We start from the raw sequence: 16,033 nt of genomic DNA, 5'->3' as shown, positions 1-16,033 counted from the left end.
TTGTTTTTTTTTACATAAACGCTTGAGCAATTCCTGCTACTACCATAGCTCCGATAATAGCTCCACCTGATATATGTCTATCCATTTTGTAGAATATTGCTGCTCCTGTAATGGCACCAATACCTGCTGGTACATTATAATTAATAGAACTTAAAATAATTAATGGTCCTAAAAATCTACCTGTTGCATTACCAGCACCCATCATAATTCCAGTTCCTGCTGCTGAGATTCCTTGAGGCATAATTTTTCTAATAATAATGATAATACCACCAATTATTAAACCAATAGCTGCTCCAGTAATTAAAGATAGTGAGAAGTTTTCTACAGGTGCGTTGATACCAGTTGAAAGTAAAACGGCTGGTATACCGATACCAACACCAGTCATTAATGACCCACCGATATCTAGTAATCCTACTAATGGTCCTTCAAGTACTCTGGCAATTAAGAATCCTGTTGCAAAACCTGCTGCTGCTACAAAATCTCCACCTTGAAGACCTTCATCTAACATTTGTACTACAAATATTTCATTAAATGCACCTATACCATGTGTAACATACATATGCGTTCCTGCAAAAAGTGCGGCACATGCTATTCCTACTAAAAATGGAAATGTTGAATCTTTTAATAGCCATAAAGCTAATTTACTCATTTTATTATTTGTTGTCTTTTCCACTATCTATTTCCTCCTTAATTAAAGTCCTAGTTTTGCAAAAAATCCACGGAAATATGCTATAACGACAAACATTACAACAACAATACTTAACATGATTTGTGCAGAACGATTAAATCCTTTTTCTTCAATAGTCTTACCAATAAGTATACCTAATACGATACCTGGTACTGAGTTCCCCATAATCATATGTCCTAATCCTCCAAGTACTGTTCCCCAGATACCTGTAATTTTACCTGCATCAAGAGCTGCTAACCAGAAGATGATAGGCATAACTGTTGACATCATCATTGAAGAAGCAGGTGCTAAAATTTCTTTAGCAATAATGGATAATGACTCTGGAATTGCAGAAGCAATAGTATTTAAGAATGTGACAACTACTGCACCTGAAACAGCTCCAGCAACCATCATTTTTGACGGGTCGTGCATTGTTTCTTCTACATTTTTATTCTTGATTAATAAACTTCCTGCTGCAAAGTTAGGAATAATTCTATGGAACACGTCTTGAGTCAATGCTCCTGATGCTACTACTGCTGCTGCTGCGTTGAATAAAAATCCTAGCCCAAATGAGGCATGTGCAACCGGGTCTCCTTGACACGCATTAAGCTCTCCTAAAGTTCTAAATGCACCCATTGATTGTGACTTTGGAGTATGAAACATTCTTGCTGCACCAGCTGCAATTGCGCCACCACCTATCGCTCCAATAATGAGTGATTTAATAATAATTTCTAACAACTTAATTCCTCCCTTTAACTTATAATTTTTCTACATATCGTACTTCTACGATAAATTTATATGTTAAATTAAATTTATCCTTTTCTCTTGGCATGAATAGAAACAAAAACTTTTCAATTTCTGATGACCTTTTTTCTTCAACTAAATAGACTTCAATAGGATCCATCTTTAGAATCAACCCTTTTGTATCTTTATAAACCTCTTGTCTTAAGTTTGTAAGAATTTTACCGAAAGCTTCTTCTTTAGTTTTTCCTATCCCCGATACTTCCAAGGTCTTTCGTTCAACTTTAAGTAATTGTTTTTCATCCATACTATTTTCCTTCCTGCATTTTAATATATGCTTTAGTTAATCGGTATCCTAATTCTTCTACATCCATAAATCCAAAACCAAGAACTTTATTTCCTTCTTGTATTGCGGTTTCTCCAGCTTCAATAGAACGTAAATGATGCGTTACTTTATAACCATATTTGTTTGCAGCCATTAACGCTCCAGCTCCCCCACTTCCACAAAATGAGATACCTAAATCAGCGTTTGCCTTTTCCATTTCATCACCTAATCGCATGTCAGCAGCCATTCCTTCTATAACAATAGCTTTTCCTCCTGCTTTTTCAATACCCTTTGCAACATTTTGACCTTTACCTAAACGATCGCCAATAACTATAGTAACCATGTTATTCTCCTTTCTCTTGCATTAATATAGCTGTCTGAATATGAATTGAGGCCAGTAGTATTTCATCCTTTGAAACCACAGATAAATATTCATTACCAACACTCTCTAGTAATTCTTTCGTAAGTACCATCACTCTAGGTTCAATCTCCTTTTCGAGGGTTCGATCAACGTCTTGAACCATTTCACCTATTTTTAATCTTCCAACAAATGCGTACATATGTGAATAAAATCCCAATGCAAAGTTTTCATCAAACTGTATATGATTTTTCTCCAAAAATGCACAGATTTTATCATAATACGGTGAAAAATCTAAGATATCTTGCTCACTTAGCTGCATCTGTTTTTCTAATAATGCTAACATTTCCAAATTATACAACTCCATTTTCTATAGAATATAACTTACCACCAATACAAGTCATGGTTGGCTTAACATTTTTTTCTAAGTTTATTTTACTACCGTCTGAATCAATACCAATTGTAGCTTCCTCAGAAACATTGAATATGGTTAAGTCTCCACGTAGTCCTGTTTGAATTCTTCCTCTATCCTCTAGGTCATACAAATCACTTACATGACTTGTAACACATTGTATGACTTCTTCTAGTGACAACCCTGCTGCTATTAATTTATTCATAGTTATTCCTAAACTACCTACTGGTGTTACAATATTTTTTTCATATATATCTGTTGAAATAGTATCTGGCTTTACTCCGTTTTCAATAGCTCGTTTGGCTACGTGAAAAGAAAAGCTTGCCATTCCATGACCAACGTCAAATTTTACGCCTCTCTCAATAGCTCGTTTAGTTGCTCCTTTTGGGGTACCATCTTTTTCAAATAAACCATTGACTTTACTATGATACATATGTGTAATAACATCATCTTTACCTAGAACATCTAGAACATCTGATATTTCAGGTGGTGCATTACCAATATGAACCACTAAAGGCAACTGACATTTTTCACTTACCTCTTTTGCTAATATAAGTTGTTCTATTCCCATATCACCTAAGACAGAACTACTTATCCGAGCTTTTAATCCAACGATGTTTTTATTACGCTTAAGTACAGAAGTAATTTTTTCATAAGAAATAGCATCTTTATTAGCCAGTTCATTTAATGTAATTAATCCATCACTGGATACATTTAATAATATCTTTACTTTTGTATGACTTTTATCAATAATTTCCTTTTGGAATATATCAACAGTATTAGCTCCAGATGTTCCTGCATCAATGACTGTTGTTACACCTTTTATTACACCTATTTTATCTGGATGAATACTAATCATGCTTTCTCCTGGAAAACAATGAACATGCGAATCAATCCAACCAGCTGATACAAAAGCACCATTAACATCAACTGTTTCTATACCATTTACCTTGCTAAAACTTTTTATAATTCCATTTTCTATGAAAAAATCTGTTTGTCTAAGGTGATTTTCATGTCCTGGTTCAAACAAAATTCCTCCAACAACATTTAGTGTATTGCTCATTTTATCACCATCCTTTTCTATAAGAGATAACGCATAATTGGAATGACTTCATCTTCTGAAATAATAAGGTCATATTTATCGCGTATTACTCCCAGCACCTTTTTAATTTCACTAAATATAAGGGGCTGTTCTTTCTTTGCCTTATCCAAATCTGGCTCAATATTAAACTGCCCTAATTTCCATCGTGGAACAGCCATTACAATATGAAGCGTTAACCCCCACTGTAAAAGCTTATCTTTCTTAATTAGCCCATTATCTTCTAAAGAAGATAAAGTAATTCCCAATTCGATAAGAATCATACCAATTAGATGAGCGAATTCAGATTCTTTGTTCAAATACTCTTTATCATTGGCTGTGACATATTTTAATTCTTCTTGATCTTCTTTTTGATTAAATAGCTTCTTAGATATTAATCCTAGCTCATTATCCGTTATAAGTGGGCTAACTCTTATCCAAGGTAATTTTATATCTTTTAAAGGCACTGTAGAAATAACTAAATCAATATTTTCGTAGTTCATTGTTTTTTCTTCTATTTCAAAAACTGCTACAATACTATGAATGTTTATATTTGATATATTATTAATAATTCTTGTAGCTAATAATCGTGACGCTCCTCTTCCAGAACCACAAACAATAATAATATTTTTTTGTATTCTTACATCTTGCTTTCCACGATTTTTGACCAAGTACATTGTAATAAATCCAATTTCATCATCTGTAAAATCTATATTATATCTCTTTTTAAAAATATCTAATAACTCAGAAGCTCGAACATATTCAACAAAATAGGTCTTTTTTATTTCGTCTAGTAATGGATTATTGTTTGGGATATTAAGCTGTATCTTTTCTAATGTTACTTCAAAATGGAATAATAAATCTTTCTTTAAAGTTGTTATTGAATCATTACTCCATTGTTCATGTTTTTGAAGAAAGTTCATCATCTCATCAACAGTATCAATCAGTTTTGGATCAACTAATTTTGAAGAGTTATCAGGAAATTTCATGTTACTCGCTAATAATTCATAAGCCAAAAAATTAATTTCTAACTCTGGAAATTCTCTAACAGCCAGTTGCTTTACGATTTCTTTTGCAATTGGATATGTTCTTAACTTAATATATTCCTTACCTTCAAATAAATCCTCCTTTAAATACTTGTGTTTTTCAACTCTATAAAACGTTGTTTTAATGATTGCAATAACTTTCAAGTATTCATCGTAAGGTAGCCAAAAAGCATCTACACGCCGACTTGACTTAACAGCTCGTCTTATGTCGCTGACATCATAGGAATTCACAAGTGTGGATATGCCTTCACTAACAGGATGAATCTTTTCTCCTTGTCTTTTGAGTAATAAAGCTTCATAAACTAAGTCGCTCATCCATCTACGCAGTAATTGTTCGTTACCTTGTACTCGATAGCCATAGCCCTTTTTTGCTAAAATCTGTACATTATATTTATCCACTGCTCTTTGCGATATTTCTTTAATATCACTCATAATGGCTGAGCGACTTACACCTAACATGGTGGCTAATTGCTCACTTGATGTGAAATCATCTGTTGTTAAAAAATGCATACCAAGATAAATATAGCGTTCATTCTTATTTAAATAAGGCATATTAGTATAATTATCTCCACATTTTTCAACCAGTTCTTCCAATGTGCATTGCGTTTCTAATAAAATTCCCACTCTTGGTTTTCTGACAATGCATTCATCTACATTTTTAAGTGCATAATCAATTTCATCTAAGTCATACCTTATAGTCCTTTGACTTACATTTAATTTTTCTGCAATCTCATAAATACGTACAGGCCTTTTCTCATTTATAAGAATTTCAATAATGGCTTTTTCTCTTAAGGATAATGCCATGTGTCATCATTCCCTTACCTAAAGTATACGGTGTTTCACTTTTATTTTGAAGTTTAACTTTATTCAACTTATATGTGGCAAAATACTACTCTCCAAAACCGTCTTCTATTAAGTCCAATAACATCTTAATTGCTTTTTCACTATCAGTCCCTTCTGATTCTATTGATAATTCATCACCTTTTTTAGCTGCCATGGACATTAATCCAATCATAGAATTACCATTATATTTTTTACCTTTGCATATTACTGTAATATCTGCATCTAAAATCTTTATAGCCTCTAACCATTTCGTTATCGGCCTTGCGTGTAACCCTAATTCATTCTTTATAATTGCACTATTCATATTTGAATACCTCCATATTAATATTGTCTGCTTATAACACCCATTGCACACCCATTGCAAATAACTCTTTTATCATTATATAGAACATATTCATTCAAGAGAAGTAGCGTTTACTTCAAAAACTATGTGGCAATATTAGTATTGTGTATAGCTACATACTTTATACTAAGTTATAAACTGGCGACGGAGTTAGAAGCCGACAGAGGAAAAGTGCTAAAATTAAAAGCACAAATCAACCGTGATTACGATTTGTAGAACATATGTTTGCATTGCTGCCATAATTTTGATATAATATAGATGGTGATTATATGAAGAAGAATATAATAGAAAAATTACAAGTATTAGCTGATGCAGCTAAGTATGATGTTTCATGTGCTTCTAGTGGTGTTAATCGAAAGAATACAGGTAAAATTGGAAGTTCACAAGCTAGTGGGATATGTCATACTTGGGCTTCGGATGGTAGATGTGTATCGTTATTAAAAATATTACTTAGCAATTATTGTGTATATGATTGTGAATACTGTGTTAATAGATTAAGTAATGATGTAAAAAGAGCTAGTTTCACACCAGAAGAAGTAGCTGAACTTACTATTGAATTTTATAGAAGAAACTATATAGAAGGTTTATTCTTAAGCTCAGCTGTTGAGAAAAATCCTAATCACACAATGGAGAAGATAGTCAAGACTCTGCTTATACTTAGGAATCACTATGGATTTTCTGGTTATATTCATGTAAAGGCTATACCGGGAGCAGATAAGATACTCATTCAGCAAGCGGGGGAACTTGCTGATAGGATGAGCGTTAATATAGAATTACCAACAGAAGATGGGCTAAAATTATTAGCACCCCAAAAAACCATGAGAAAATTATTTTTGCCAATGAATCAAATAAAAGACGAGATAAATAAATCAAGTTATGAAGTAGCTCGTTACAAACATGCCAAAAAGTTCGTTCCAGCAGGTCAATCTACTCAAATGATTGTAGGAGCTACCAGTGAAAGTGATTTATCCATGTTAAGCATAACTGATCAATTATATAAAAGATTCAAGCTAAAAAGAGTATATTTTTCTGCATACGTACCTGTCAATAAAGGTGGTAACTTACCAGCCATAAGTTCAACTACAACACCAATGCTTAGAGAACACAGGTTATATCAAGCAGATTGGCTTTTAAGATTCTATAAATTTGAAGCAAAAGAATTGCTGGATAACACTAATCCCAATTTTGATTTGGATTATGACCCTAAGATGATTTGGGCACTTCGAAATATTGGAGAATTCCCAAAAGAAGTGAACAAAGTATCAGTAAACGAATTATTAAGAATTCCGGGTATTGGAATGGTCTCAGCTAGAAGAATACTTAACCAAAGAAAAGTAAGAATAGTTACCTATGAGGATTTAAAAAAAATGGGAGTAGTATTAAAAAGAGCTAGATTTTTTGTTACATGCAACGGCAAGTATTACGGAGAAAAAAATCTTGACCCAGAGAATATTAAAAGTATATTGAATCCTTTACCACCTTATGAACAACTTACTTTGCAAATATAAATATATATAGCAATAATTAATAAAGGGATTGATGATATGGTGTATTTACATGATGGAACATTTAATGGACTCTTAACTTGTGTATACGAACATTATTATACTGAAAAAGCTAATGGAATATATTATGAAAATAGATATGAAATGCAACTATTAGAACCAGAAGTTAATATTACTACCGATGATAAAAAAGCAGGTAAAGTATATGATGCCATATGGAACAAGATATCCGATGAAGCTATGAAAAACGCTTATTATACATTTTTATCTGATGATTACAAAAAAGACTGCTATATATTAAAATACTTGGAATTAGGATTCAAGATGGGGTATAAAGTAGATAACGACCATACTCATAAGGATGTTCTGAATGTCCATAACCTATCTTCCAAAGTATCAAAGGAAAGGCATAGACTCTTAGGTTTATTAAGGTTCCAAGAGGTTGGAGAGGTACTTTATGCACCGTTGACACCTGATAATGATGTAATTGAGTTATTAGCCGACCATTTTGCAGATAGAATGAAAAATGAGAAATTCATAATCCATGATAAAAAACGTAATAAAGCTGTTATATATAATAAAAGAGAATGGATGATAACAGATTTTGAGTATCAGGAAGATATAGCTATCTCAGAGAGAGAAAGAAATTTCCAAGAGATGTGGAAAGGGTATTTTGAGCATATAGGAATCAAGGAGAGAAAGAATCTAGTATTACAAAGACAATTTGTACCAACTAGATATAGGAAAAATATTGTTGAGTTCAATAAGGGGTGGCGTCAGCAAAATGCGAATTTACAACGTTAAGCAATTTTCTGACGCTGCCCCAATACTGTAAATGTCAACATGAAAATGGTTCTTTCCATAGTTAGTTGATTCTATTATTTAAATATGGTAAAATTCAAGAGAGTTACAAATATATAGAGTAGTAAATAAGTTATAATTGAATTCAAAACAATGACCATCCTTTTTCGATTTAGTTGTCTTGTGGTGATTCAATTCTAACCGAAAAGGAGGACTAATTTATGAAAAGATTACTTTTGTCATTACTAATTATATTATGCCTTTCGGGCTGTATGAAAAACACTCAAATACAAGATGAACAAAAGGAAGATAAAATATTAGACGATTCAATTAATACAAGTACAGAAAAAACATCAGACAATTTAAAGAACCCAAGTATAGATCAAAAATCAGACTCAGCATATCCTATAATAAAAGACAATATACCTGAGCTAAATGATGCTATTTTAGAGATGATAATCTCTAAGTATCTACTAACTTTTAGTAATGATTTTTCTTTTACACAAGATGATTATATTAATTTTAAAAAAGCATTTAATTACATTATAACTGGAGGTACATACCCTCTACAACCCTTTAGAGGAAAAGAACTTATAGCGCCGTATTATGATAGAGAATCACATAAATACATTCTGCCTATAGAAAAAATGAATAAGCTGATTTTAGAGAAAAAAGTAGATGCATCTTACTTTACTAAACTTCCTATTGTTAATGATACCTATATAGCTGGCTCCTCTTTTACTTCTATAAGACCAGAGCTTTATTCCTACTTCAATGAAGAGACATCTAGTATTACAGTTCCAGCAAAAATTATTGATGACTATATATTAAGTAAATTTAATACCATAATAGATCACTCAATAATAGAAGAATATGATGCAAACAGCGACACCTATACCTATACTCCATTCGTTGGGGGGCATTATTCATCCCAAGAAATCGATGAGGTGGTCTTTCAGGATGAAATAGCACACATTACATTTACATTAAATGAAGAACCCGACGAAGAATTGCCTGCTACCCTTTATGATGGCACTTTTATAATAGAATTTGCAGATGGAGAGTATAAGTTTTTAGCTGGTGATATTATAAAGAAAAAATGATTAATTAAATTAAATTTTAAAAAAAGAGGCCTTTTTAATAACGGAGTCTCTTTTCTTATACCTATGCTTAATCGATTATACCATTAATTTATTATTCCATCGCTAACTATTAATAAAATTTCCTTGGATCCACAACGTGTGAGGCACGTGGGCTATAAGGCATTACTCTATATTCCAGATGCAAATGAGCACCATAACTGTGTCCTGTATTACCCATTTTGCCTATTACTTGCCCCTTAGATACAGTGTTTCCTTTAGATACCTTTACAGAACCATAAAGCATATGACAATAATAAGTGTAATAATTTTTTCCATTAATTAATGATTTAATTTTTACATAGTTACCGAAACCCTTAGAATGATCGACTCCTTTTACACTTGTCACAACGTCTACTACTTTTCCAGCAAATGATGCTTTTATTGGATCTCCTTCTGCTGCACCTTCATCGCTAGCAATATCTGTCCCCCCATGAAAACCACCACTTTGATAATTTGGGAAATCCGTTGGAGATCTGAATTTTGTACCTACTGGCATAATCCCTATTTCTCTAGGTGGTTTAGTAGCCGTAAGATTGTTAGCATAAACCCAAGCTTTCTTTCTGCCGTTGGAAGTACTATATTCAATATACGCATATCCATTTACTTTTTGATTAAGATATTCAACTTCTTCGGTTGCATCAATACTACCTATTTTTTTAGTGGCTTGAGACGTAGAATATGTATCAGCGTCTCTTAAAGCCCATCTTAAGTTTGACATATTTTTTCCTTCTTTCTTAATTTAATATTTTATATATATAAATCGCGATTTTATATAATACAGCCATTTGTTTGGCTTGGATATATCATAACATTATCCAACACGACATTAACACGACATAAAATAAAAAATTTTAAGAACTTTAGATTATTGATTATTTTTAAGGGTAGCACCAGTAAAATGAGAAGTTAAAACGTTAAGTATTCATGGGGTTTTTGTAATTGTTACTCCTTAACGTGAACAACCGGCTTTTTTATTTCCAAATATTGTCTTAACGTGAGTTTTGTCAGAAATGTTGGCTGTACCCCTATACTAAAAAGTATGATTTTTAGATTTTTCTTCTGATATTCGCCTATACAATGTTAATCTTGATATATTTGTAATTTGACAAATTTGATTAACAGTCATATTTCCCTCTCGATATAATTTGATTGCATAATTTATTCCCACGTGATTTTTATGATATTTCTTCAATTTACCTTTAAATTTTCCCTCACGCTTGGCAATCTCGATACCTTCACGCTGCCTCATTCTAATCAAATCTCTTTCTAGTTGATTTACACCACCCATAACAGTAATTAAAAATTGACTGTATGGATTATCTTCAGATAAATCTAACCATGTATCTTTTAATGATTTTAAATTAGCACCTTTATTTCTAATCTCATCTACTAATAAAAACAAATCTTTTGTACTTCTTGTAATTCTAGTTAAATCCGTTACATAAATAATATCTCCTTTATGTAATTCATTTAACATTTTTTTCAGTTCTTCTCTATTCATTGTTGATCCAGATACTTTTTCTTGATAAACAATATCCATACCTATTTCATTTAATTGATCCACTTGCCTTTTTTGATTTTGATCTTCTGAACTTACTCGAACATACCCTATTTTTCTCAAAACTAAACCTCCATTCTGATACAAGTCTTATGGGACATCTCAAATACTGATTCTATCAGAAAAATATTAGTGTATCAATAGGGTACACTCTACTGGTACAATATAAATAAAATTATAAATGGATTGGAATGATAAAATGAACACAATAGCAAGAGGTAGGGAACTATTTACTCAAGAGCAAAGAAGCTCTTTTATGGAAATACCTGAAGATGAATGTAGTATAGGTTCTTACTATACATTATCTAATTATGATATTAAGATTATAAATAAACGAAGACGGCCAGAAAATAAAATAGGATTTGCAATTCAGTTAGCAGTATTAAGATATCCTGGTTGGCCCTATACACATATTGACAATATACCTTCGGCTGTGATTGAGTATATTTCTAAATAGATAAATGTATCTATCGAATCTTTTAAGAGTTATCCTAAAAGGGAAAATACATTATGGGAACATCTAAATGAAATACGTGATGAATATAAATTTATTTCATTTACAGCTAATGAGTATAAAATGACATTTGAGTATGTATCTAGGTCAGCTCTTGAAAATGATAATACAATCTATTTAATGACAGAATGCTTAGAGTTTATAAGAAAAAATAGAATTATATTTCCAGCCATTACTACACTTGAAAGGTTAATATGGGAATCAAAAGAATATGCAGAAAAGAAAATAATTAGTACTATAGCAGAGTCTTTAACTATTGCCCAGAAAAGTAAACTAGATGAAGTATTATCTTTAGATCATCCCAATGATAAGACCAAAACGCTTTTAGCTTGGTTAAAAGAACCTACAGGTTTTCCCTCACCAGATAATTTTTTAAAGGTAGTTGATAAAATTGAATATATAAGAAAATTAAACCTAGAAACATTAAAAGTAAATCACTTACACCAAAATAGAATAATTCAAATATATAAACTTGGATTTAGATATGAACCTTATGCATTTCGCAGATTTGATAAAGATAAAAGATATACTATATTAGCAATATTTCTATTAAATTTATCTAAAGAATTAACAGATAAGGCTTTTGAAATACATGATAGGCAAATTTTAAACTTACTATCCAAAGGAAGAAAAGCACAAGAAGCGATTCAGAAGCAAAATGGTAAAAAGTTAAATGAAAAAGTAATACATTTTGCTAATTTGGGAAGTGCTTTAATTAAAGCTAAAGATGAGGGAATAGATCCATTTGATGCTATAGAATCTATTATTGACTGGTCTTCTTTTGTATCATCCGTACAAGAGGCTCAAGATTTAACAAGACCTGCAGATTATGATTACTTGGATTTACTTGAAAAAAGATTTTCTTTTTTAAGAAGATATACCCCAACACTCGTAAAATCATTAGAATTTCGATCAACAAAGTCAAAGGAACCACTTTTAGATGCTATAAATATATTACATAAACTAAATGAGACAGGTAAACGCAAGGTACCTGTAGACGCTCCTATAGAATTTATTTCAAAACGTTGGAAAAAGCATGTATTCGAAAAAGATGGTTCAATCAATAGGCACTATTATGAAATGGCAGTATTAACTGAACTAAGAGAACTAAGAGAACAGGTTCGGGCTGGAGATATATCAGTCGTTGGAAGTAAGCAATATCGAGATTTTGAAGATTATTTATTTACTAAAGATGAATGGATCAATTCAATAAATAGCACAAGATTATCCGTTAATACATCTTTTGATGAATATATGAAAGAAAGAGTTAACAGTCTTAATGAAAGATTAGATTTTGTATCTGGAAATTTTAAAACACTAGAAAATGTATCAATTAAAAATGGAAAAATATCAATATCCCGCTTAGAAAAAGATACGCCTAAAGAAGCAAAACAATTAAGTACAGAACTATATCAAATGCTTCCAAGAGTAAAATTAACAGATGTACTGATGGATATTGCTGACATAACAGGATTTCATGAGCAATTTACCCATGCATCTAATAATAGAAAACCTGATAAAGATGAAACGATATTAATAATGGCTGCGTTGCTTGGCATGGGAACTAATATTGGATTGAGTAAAATGGCTGATGCTACCCCAGGAGTAACATATAAAAAATTAGCTAATATCTCACAGTGGCGTATGCATGATGATGCTATGATCAGAGCTCAAGCTACATTAGTAAATTTTCATAATAAATTACATTTGCCCTGTAATTGGGGAGATGGTACAACTTCATCGTCAGATGGAATGAGAATGCAATTAGGAGTATCTTCCTTACATGCAGATTCAAATCCTCATTATGGAACAGGTAAAGGGGCAACTATATATAGATTTACTAGTGACCAATTTTCATCTTATTACACTAAAATTATTAATACTAATTCAAGAGATGCTACTCATGTGCTTGATGGTTTATTAAATCATGAAACAGACTTAAATATCGAAGAACACTATACTGATACAGCTGGATATACAGATCAAGTATTCGGATTAACTCATTTATTGGGGTTTAAGTTTGCACCAAGAATAAGAGATATATCAGATATTAAATTATACACATTAAATAAAGCCAATAGCTATTTGAATCTAGAAAACCTAATGCGTGGTAAAGTTAATGAAAATATTATAAAAGAAAATTATGAAGATATATTAAGGCTAGCTCATTCGATTAGAGAAGGAAAAGTGTCCTCCTCATTAATACTTGGAAAGTTGGGCTCTTATTCTAGACAAAATAGCTTATCGACTGCATTGCGAGAAATGGGAAAAATTGAAAAGTCAATATTTATATTAGATTATATATCTAGCGAAGAATTGAGAAGAAAAATACAAAAAGGATTAAATAAAGGTGAGGCTATGAATGGTCTTGCAAGGGCTATATTTTTTGGAAAACAAGGTCAACTTAGAGAGAGAACTATTCAAAATCAATTACAGAGAGCAAGTGCTTTAAATATAATTATAAATGCTATTAATATTTGGAATACACTATATTTAGAAAAAGCGATTGATTATAAAAAAAGTGCTGATGGAAATTTCCAAGAAGCGTTACTTGCAAACATATCACCATTGGGATGGGAGCATATCAATATGTTGGGAGAGTATAGTTTTAAACGTTCAGATAACGCAATTATCAATGGATTAAGACCTTTGAATATTCCTTAACGTGGTAAAAAATAAAATGTAGCGTCAGAAAGTTTCTTAGCGTTGTAAATCCGCATTATGCTGACGCTACCCCAATAATTACAAAAAAAAGCATTGATTCGAGGATTTAATCAATGCTTTTTTATTATATAAAGAATGAGGGGGGGAGTTTCTTATGTAAGAGTTTTTTCTTACAATATCATCATAGTATATAAGTGTGTATAATTCATGTTTCAAATGTAAATAATGTGTTAACATTTCTTATTATGAGATATATTTCTACATTTATCTTATAAATAAACTTCTTATTGCTATAATGGTTACATTCTATTCCATATCTTCATTAAGCAATACCATATGATAGTGATCCTCCCATACATCATTAATCTTAAGGTATTTCTTTGATAAGCCTTCATTAATAAATCCTAGTTTTTTTACTAGATTTATAGAAGCTTCATTCCTAGGTATTATGTTAGCTTCTATGCGGTGAAGTTTATAGTCATGAAACATGACTTCTATTCCTTTTTCAAGGGCTTCTGACATATAACCTTTATTAACTTCATCTTTATCAAGCTTATAACCTAAGAAACATGATTGAAAACAGCCTCTAACAATATTGGAGAAGGCTAAGGTTCCTATAATTCTCTCAAAACCAGTATCCTCTTTTTTGAAAATCCAAAGTCTAAGCATAGATAGACTATTAATTAAATCCTGTTCTCTTCGTAAAGTTTTTCTATGTGTCATAGGCTTATAAAAGTTTTGTTCACGTTTTGGTTCCCAAGGATTCAAAAAATCTTTGTTACGTGTATAATAGTCTAATACCTTCCTAGTGAAGGATGTATCAATAGTTCGTAATACTAATCTATTTGTTGAATATATCTTTTTCATTACTCATACCTCTAATAACCTAATTATTTGTTTTTAAATAAATTATTATATAAATACAGCAAAAGCGACAACATATATGATATATAAACTGTTATGAATAACTCTTCTACAATTCTAGGCAGTAAAAAAGCAATAAAGGCTTTTTTAGATAATACAGGAATAAACATTCTAAGAAGTTGAGTATTAATAGTAGTTACTAATAATCCTGGTATGCCTACAGATATAATTAATTTCAAGAAATTATTATATATTTTAAGTTGATTATATCTCTTTTGAATAATACGGTCTATCAATAGCAGTGAAAATCCTACTAGGGAAGTAGCTATTAATAAAACAGTTGCGAAAGTAGTGGTTTTGCCAATAGATGATATATATTTAGCCCAAGTACCAGTTGCATAGTAAGTAAGTTGAATATGATTAAATATACCAAGTAGACCGATTGCTGATAAAATAATGACACATATAGTTTGCAGCTTTTTGATATCCATATTCCTTAATCCTTTCCAGATGAGAGGAGTGAGAATACCACCTAATATAGCTGTTACTCCTAACCAAGGAATATATGGTCCTTGAGGTTTAATAAGATAACCTATAATATCAGATAGACCAGCACTAATACCACCAACAACAGGACCAAACAAGATACCAGGCATTTTGGTAAAAGGACCTGAAAAACTAATTCTAATTGCTGGTGTTCCTGCAAAATAGATGTAAGTACTGAACATCTTAACAATCTGCGCAATTGCGATAAGTAAACCTGTTTGTACAATTACTTTTATATAATAACTTGACTTTGATTTATTCATTTATGAGCCTCCTATAATTTTATTGGATAATTAATTGTATTATTCCGAAAATAATTATAAAAGCATCACATAAACGGTTTTTGTATTATTTTGCATAAACAAAAAACCTCCTTTCTTTTTACATAGTATCTGTTACATAAAAAGAAAAAAGGTATTATCATACATTTATTCTCTATGTAACAGCGGAAACAATATCACACCGCAAACCTAACACCATGCAGGTTTTTCGTTTAGAGGAAACTTCCCATCCTCTAACACTTAACGCGTAATATCTGCTCTGCTACAGTACAAGTATATTATATAGAATAAAGTATTGATTGTCTATAAAAACTTAAAGTTTTCGATAGTGTCAACTTATTGTAG

Annotated in this window: 15 protein-coding genes, 1 pseudogene and 1 riboswitch; of the genes and pseudogenes, 4 read left to right on the top strand and 12 right to left on the bottom strand. The window is 31.4% G+C overall.

Annotated elements, in window-relative coordinates; genetic code table 11:
- Nucleotides 1–10: 10 nt before the first annotated feature.
- The 8 genes from AACQ14_RS03135 to AACQ14_RS03100 form a co-directional block, all read right to left on the bottom strand.
- Nucleotides 11–673 (bottom strand): DUF4310 family protein, encoded by a 663-nt coding sequence (locus AACQ14_RS03135; RefSeq protein ID WP_339362106.1) that lies wholly within the window; start codon nucleotides 671–673, stop codon nucleotides 11–13.
- 18 nt (nucleotides 674–691) lie between these two features.
- Nucleotides 692–1,405, bottom strand: a complete 714-nt coding sequence (locus tag AACQ14_RS03130; protein WP_339362105.1) for a DUF4311 domain-containing protein — start codon at nucleotides 1,403–1,405, stop codon at nucleotides 692–694.
- 19 nt (nucleotides 1,406–1,424) lie between these two features.
- Nucleotides 1,425–1,715: a DUF4312 family protein gene (locus AACQ14_RS03125; protein WP_339362104.1), complete on the bottom strand. Its 291-nt coding sequence runs from the start codon at nucleotides 1,713–1,715 to the stop codon at nucleotides 1,425–1,427.
- A 1-nt stretch (nucleotide 1,716) separates the two neighbouring features.
- The gene (locus AACQ14_RS03120; protein ID WP_339362103.1) at nucleotides 1,717–2,076 is read right to left on the bottom strand and encodes an SFCGS family glycine-rich protein; all 360 of its coding nucleotides are present in this window, start codon (nucleotides 2,074–2,076) and stop codon (nucleotides 1,717–1,719) included.
- A gap of 1 nt (nucleotide 2,077) precedes the next feature.
- Complete coding sequence (locus AACQ14_RS03115) at nucleotides 2,078–2,458, bottom strand: PRD domain-containing protein (RefSeq protein ID WP_339362102.1); 381 nt, start codon at nucleotides 2,456–2,458, stop codon at nucleotides 2,078–2,080.
- On the bottom strand, nucleotides 2,445–3,566 hold the full coding sequence (locus AACQ14_RS03110) for an amidohydrolase/deacetylase family metallohydrolase (protein ID WP_339362101.1): 1,122 nt from the start codon (nucleotides 3,564–3,566) through the stop codon (nucleotides 2,445–2,447). Before AACQ14_RS03110 ends, AACQ14_RS03115 begins: the two co-directional genes overlap by 14 nt.
- A 17-nt stretch (nucleotides 3,567–3,583) precedes the next feature.
- Nucleotides 3,584–5,431: a PRD domain-containing protein gene (locus AACQ14_RS03105; protein WP_339362100.1), complete on the bottom strand. Its 1,848-nt coding sequence runs from the start codon at nucleotides 5,429–5,431 to the stop codon at nucleotides 3,584–3,586.
- Between the two features lie 85 nt (nucleotides 5,432–5,516).
- Nucleotides 5,517–5,774, bottom strand: a complete 258-nt coding sequence (locus AACQ14_RS03100; protein ID WP_339362099.1) for an HPr family phosphocarrier protein — start codon at nucleotides 5,772–5,774, stop codon at nucleotides 5,517–5,519.
- Between the two features lie 308 nt (nucleotides 5,775–6,082).
- Between AACQ14_RS03100 and AACQ14_RS03095 the strand changes: the two genes are divergently transcribed.
- From AACQ14_RS03095 to AACQ14_RS03085, 3 genes are all read left to right on the top strand, one after another.
- The gene (locus AACQ14_RS03095; protein WP_339362098.1) at nucleotides 6,083–7,321 is read left to right on the top strand and encodes a putative DNA modification/repair radical SAM protein; all 1,239 of its coding nucleotides are present in this window, start codon (nucleotides 6,083–6,085) and stop codon (nucleotides 7,319–7,321) included.
- A gap of 36 nt (nucleotides 7,322–7,357) precedes the next feature.
- Complete coding sequence (locus tag AACQ14_RS03090) at nucleotides 7,358–8,122, top strand: TIGR03915 family putative DNA repair protein (protein ID WP_339362097.1); 765 nt, start codon at nucleotides 7,358–7,360, stop codon at nucleotides 8,120–8,122.
- A gap of 218 nt (nucleotides 8,123–8,340) precedes the next feature.
- Nucleotides 8,341–9,222, top strand: a complete 882-nt coding sequence (locus AACQ14_RS03085; protein WP_339362096.1) for a hypothetical protein — start codon at nucleotides 8,341–8,343, stop codon at nucleotides 9,220–9,222.
- 109 nt (nucleotides 9,223–9,331) lie between these two features.
- On the opposite strand, the gene AACQ14_RS03080 is transcribed toward AACQ14_RS03085, so the two are convergent.
- Together AACQ14_RS03080 and AACQ14_RS03075 are read right to left on the bottom strand one after the other, a co-directional pair.
- A complete protein-coding gene (locus AACQ14_RS03080; RefSeq protein ID WP_339362095.1) occupies nucleotides 9,332–9,979 on the bottom strand; it encodes a M23 family metallopeptidase in 648 nt (215 codons plus the stop codon).
- 312 nt (nucleotides 9,980–10,291) lie between these two features.
- Nucleotides 10,292–10,882, bottom strand: a complete 591-nt coding sequence (locus AACQ14_RS03075) for a recombinase family protein (RefSeq protein WP_339362094.1) — start codon at nucleotides 10,880–10,882, stop codon at nucleotides 10,292–10,294.
- A 118-nt stretch (nucleotides 10,883–11,000) separates the two neighbouring features.
- On the opposite strand from AACQ14_RS03075, the pseudogene AACQ14_RS03070 reads away from it, so the two are divergent.
- Nucleotides 11,001–13,997: pseudogene (locus AACQ14_RS03070) on the top strand (Tn3 family transposase).
- A 306-nt stretch (nucleotides 13,998–14,303) separates the two neighbouring features.
- Here AACQ14_RS03070 and AACQ14_RS03065 read toward each other — a convergent pair.
- Together AACQ14_RS03065 and AACQ14_RS03060 are read right to left on the bottom strand one after the other, a co-directional pair.
- Complete coding sequence (locus tag AACQ14_RS03065; RefSeq protein ID WP_339362093.1) at nucleotides 14,304–14,864, bottom strand: GNAT family N-acetyltransferase; 561 nt, start codon at nucleotides 14,862–14,864, stop codon at nucleotides 14,304–14,306.
- Between the two features lie 23 nt (nucleotides 14,865–14,887).
- Complete coding sequence (locus tag AACQ14_RS03060; RefSeq protein ID WP_339362092.1) at nucleotides 14,888–15,670, bottom strand: ECF transporter S component; 783 nt, start codon at nucleotides 15,668–15,670, stop codon at nucleotides 14,888–14,890.
- Nucleotides 15,671–15,848: 178 nt separating this feature from the next.
- Nucleotides 15,849–15,952, bottom strand: a riboswitch (THF riboswitch).
- Between the last annotated feature and the right edge of the window lie 81 nt (nucleotides 15,953–16,033).

This window comes from Vallitalea maricola (assembly GCF_036985595.1).
GTDB classification, from domain to species: domain Bacteria; phylum Bacillota; class Clostridia; order Lachnospirales; family Vallitaleaceae; genus Vallitalea; species Vallitalea maricola.
Note: the sequence above shows the minus strand (reverse complement) of the source record. Positions and strands in the feature narration are given on the sequence as shown.

Excerpts from the sequence above, each read along its gene's own strand:
- AACQ14_RS03100 (WP_339362099.1), bottom strand. The coding sequence starts at position 5,774 with ATGAATAGTGCAATTATAAAGAATGAATTAGGGTTACACGCAAGGCCG.
- AACQ14_RS03065 (WP_339362093.1), bottom strand. The coding sequence starts at position 14,864 with ATGAAAAAGATATATTCAACAAATAGATTAGTATTACGAACTATTGAT.
- AACQ14_RS03080 (WP_339362095.1), bottom strand. The coding sequence starts at position 9,979 with ATGTCAAACTTAAGATGGGCTTTAAGAGACGCTGATACATATTCTACG.
- AACQ14_RS03090 (WP_339362097.1), top strand. The coding sequence starts at position 7,358 with ATGGTGTATTTACATGATGGAACATTTAATGGACTCTTAACTTGTGTA.
- AACQ14_RS03085 (WP_339362096.1), top strand. The coding sequence starts at position 8,341 with ATGAAAAGATTACTTTTGTCATTACTAATTATATTATGCCTTTCGGGC.
- AACQ14_RS03125 (WP_339362104.1), bottom strand. The coding sequence starts at position 1,715 with ATGGATGAAAAACAATTACTTAAAGTTGAACGAAAGACCTTGGAAGTA.
- AACQ14_RS03095 (WP_339362098.1), top strand. The coding sequence starts at position 6,083 with ATGAAGAAGAATATAATAGAAAAATTACAAGTATTAGCTGATGCAGCT.
- AACQ14_RS03105 (WP_339362100.1), bottom strand. The coding sequence starts at position 5,431 with ATGGCATTATCCTTAAGAGAAAAAGCCATTATTGAAATTCTTATAAAT.
- AACQ14_RS03115 (WP_339362102.1), bottom strand. The coding sequence starts at position 2,458 with ATGGAGTTGTATAATTTGGAAATGTTAGCATTATTAGAAAAACAGATG.
- AACQ14_RS03120 (WP_339362103.1), bottom strand. The coding sequence starts at position 2,076 with ATGGTTACTATAGTTATTGGCGATCGTTTAGGTAAAGGTCAAAATGTT.
- AACQ14_RS03060 (WP_339362092.1), bottom strand. The coding sequence starts at position 15,670 with ATGAATAAATCAAAGTCAAGTTATTATATAAAAGTAATTGTACAAACA.
- AACQ14_RS03110 (WP_339362101.1), bottom strand. The coding sequence starts at position 3,566 with ATGAGCAATACACTAAATGTTGTTGGAGGAATTTTGTTTGAACCAGGA.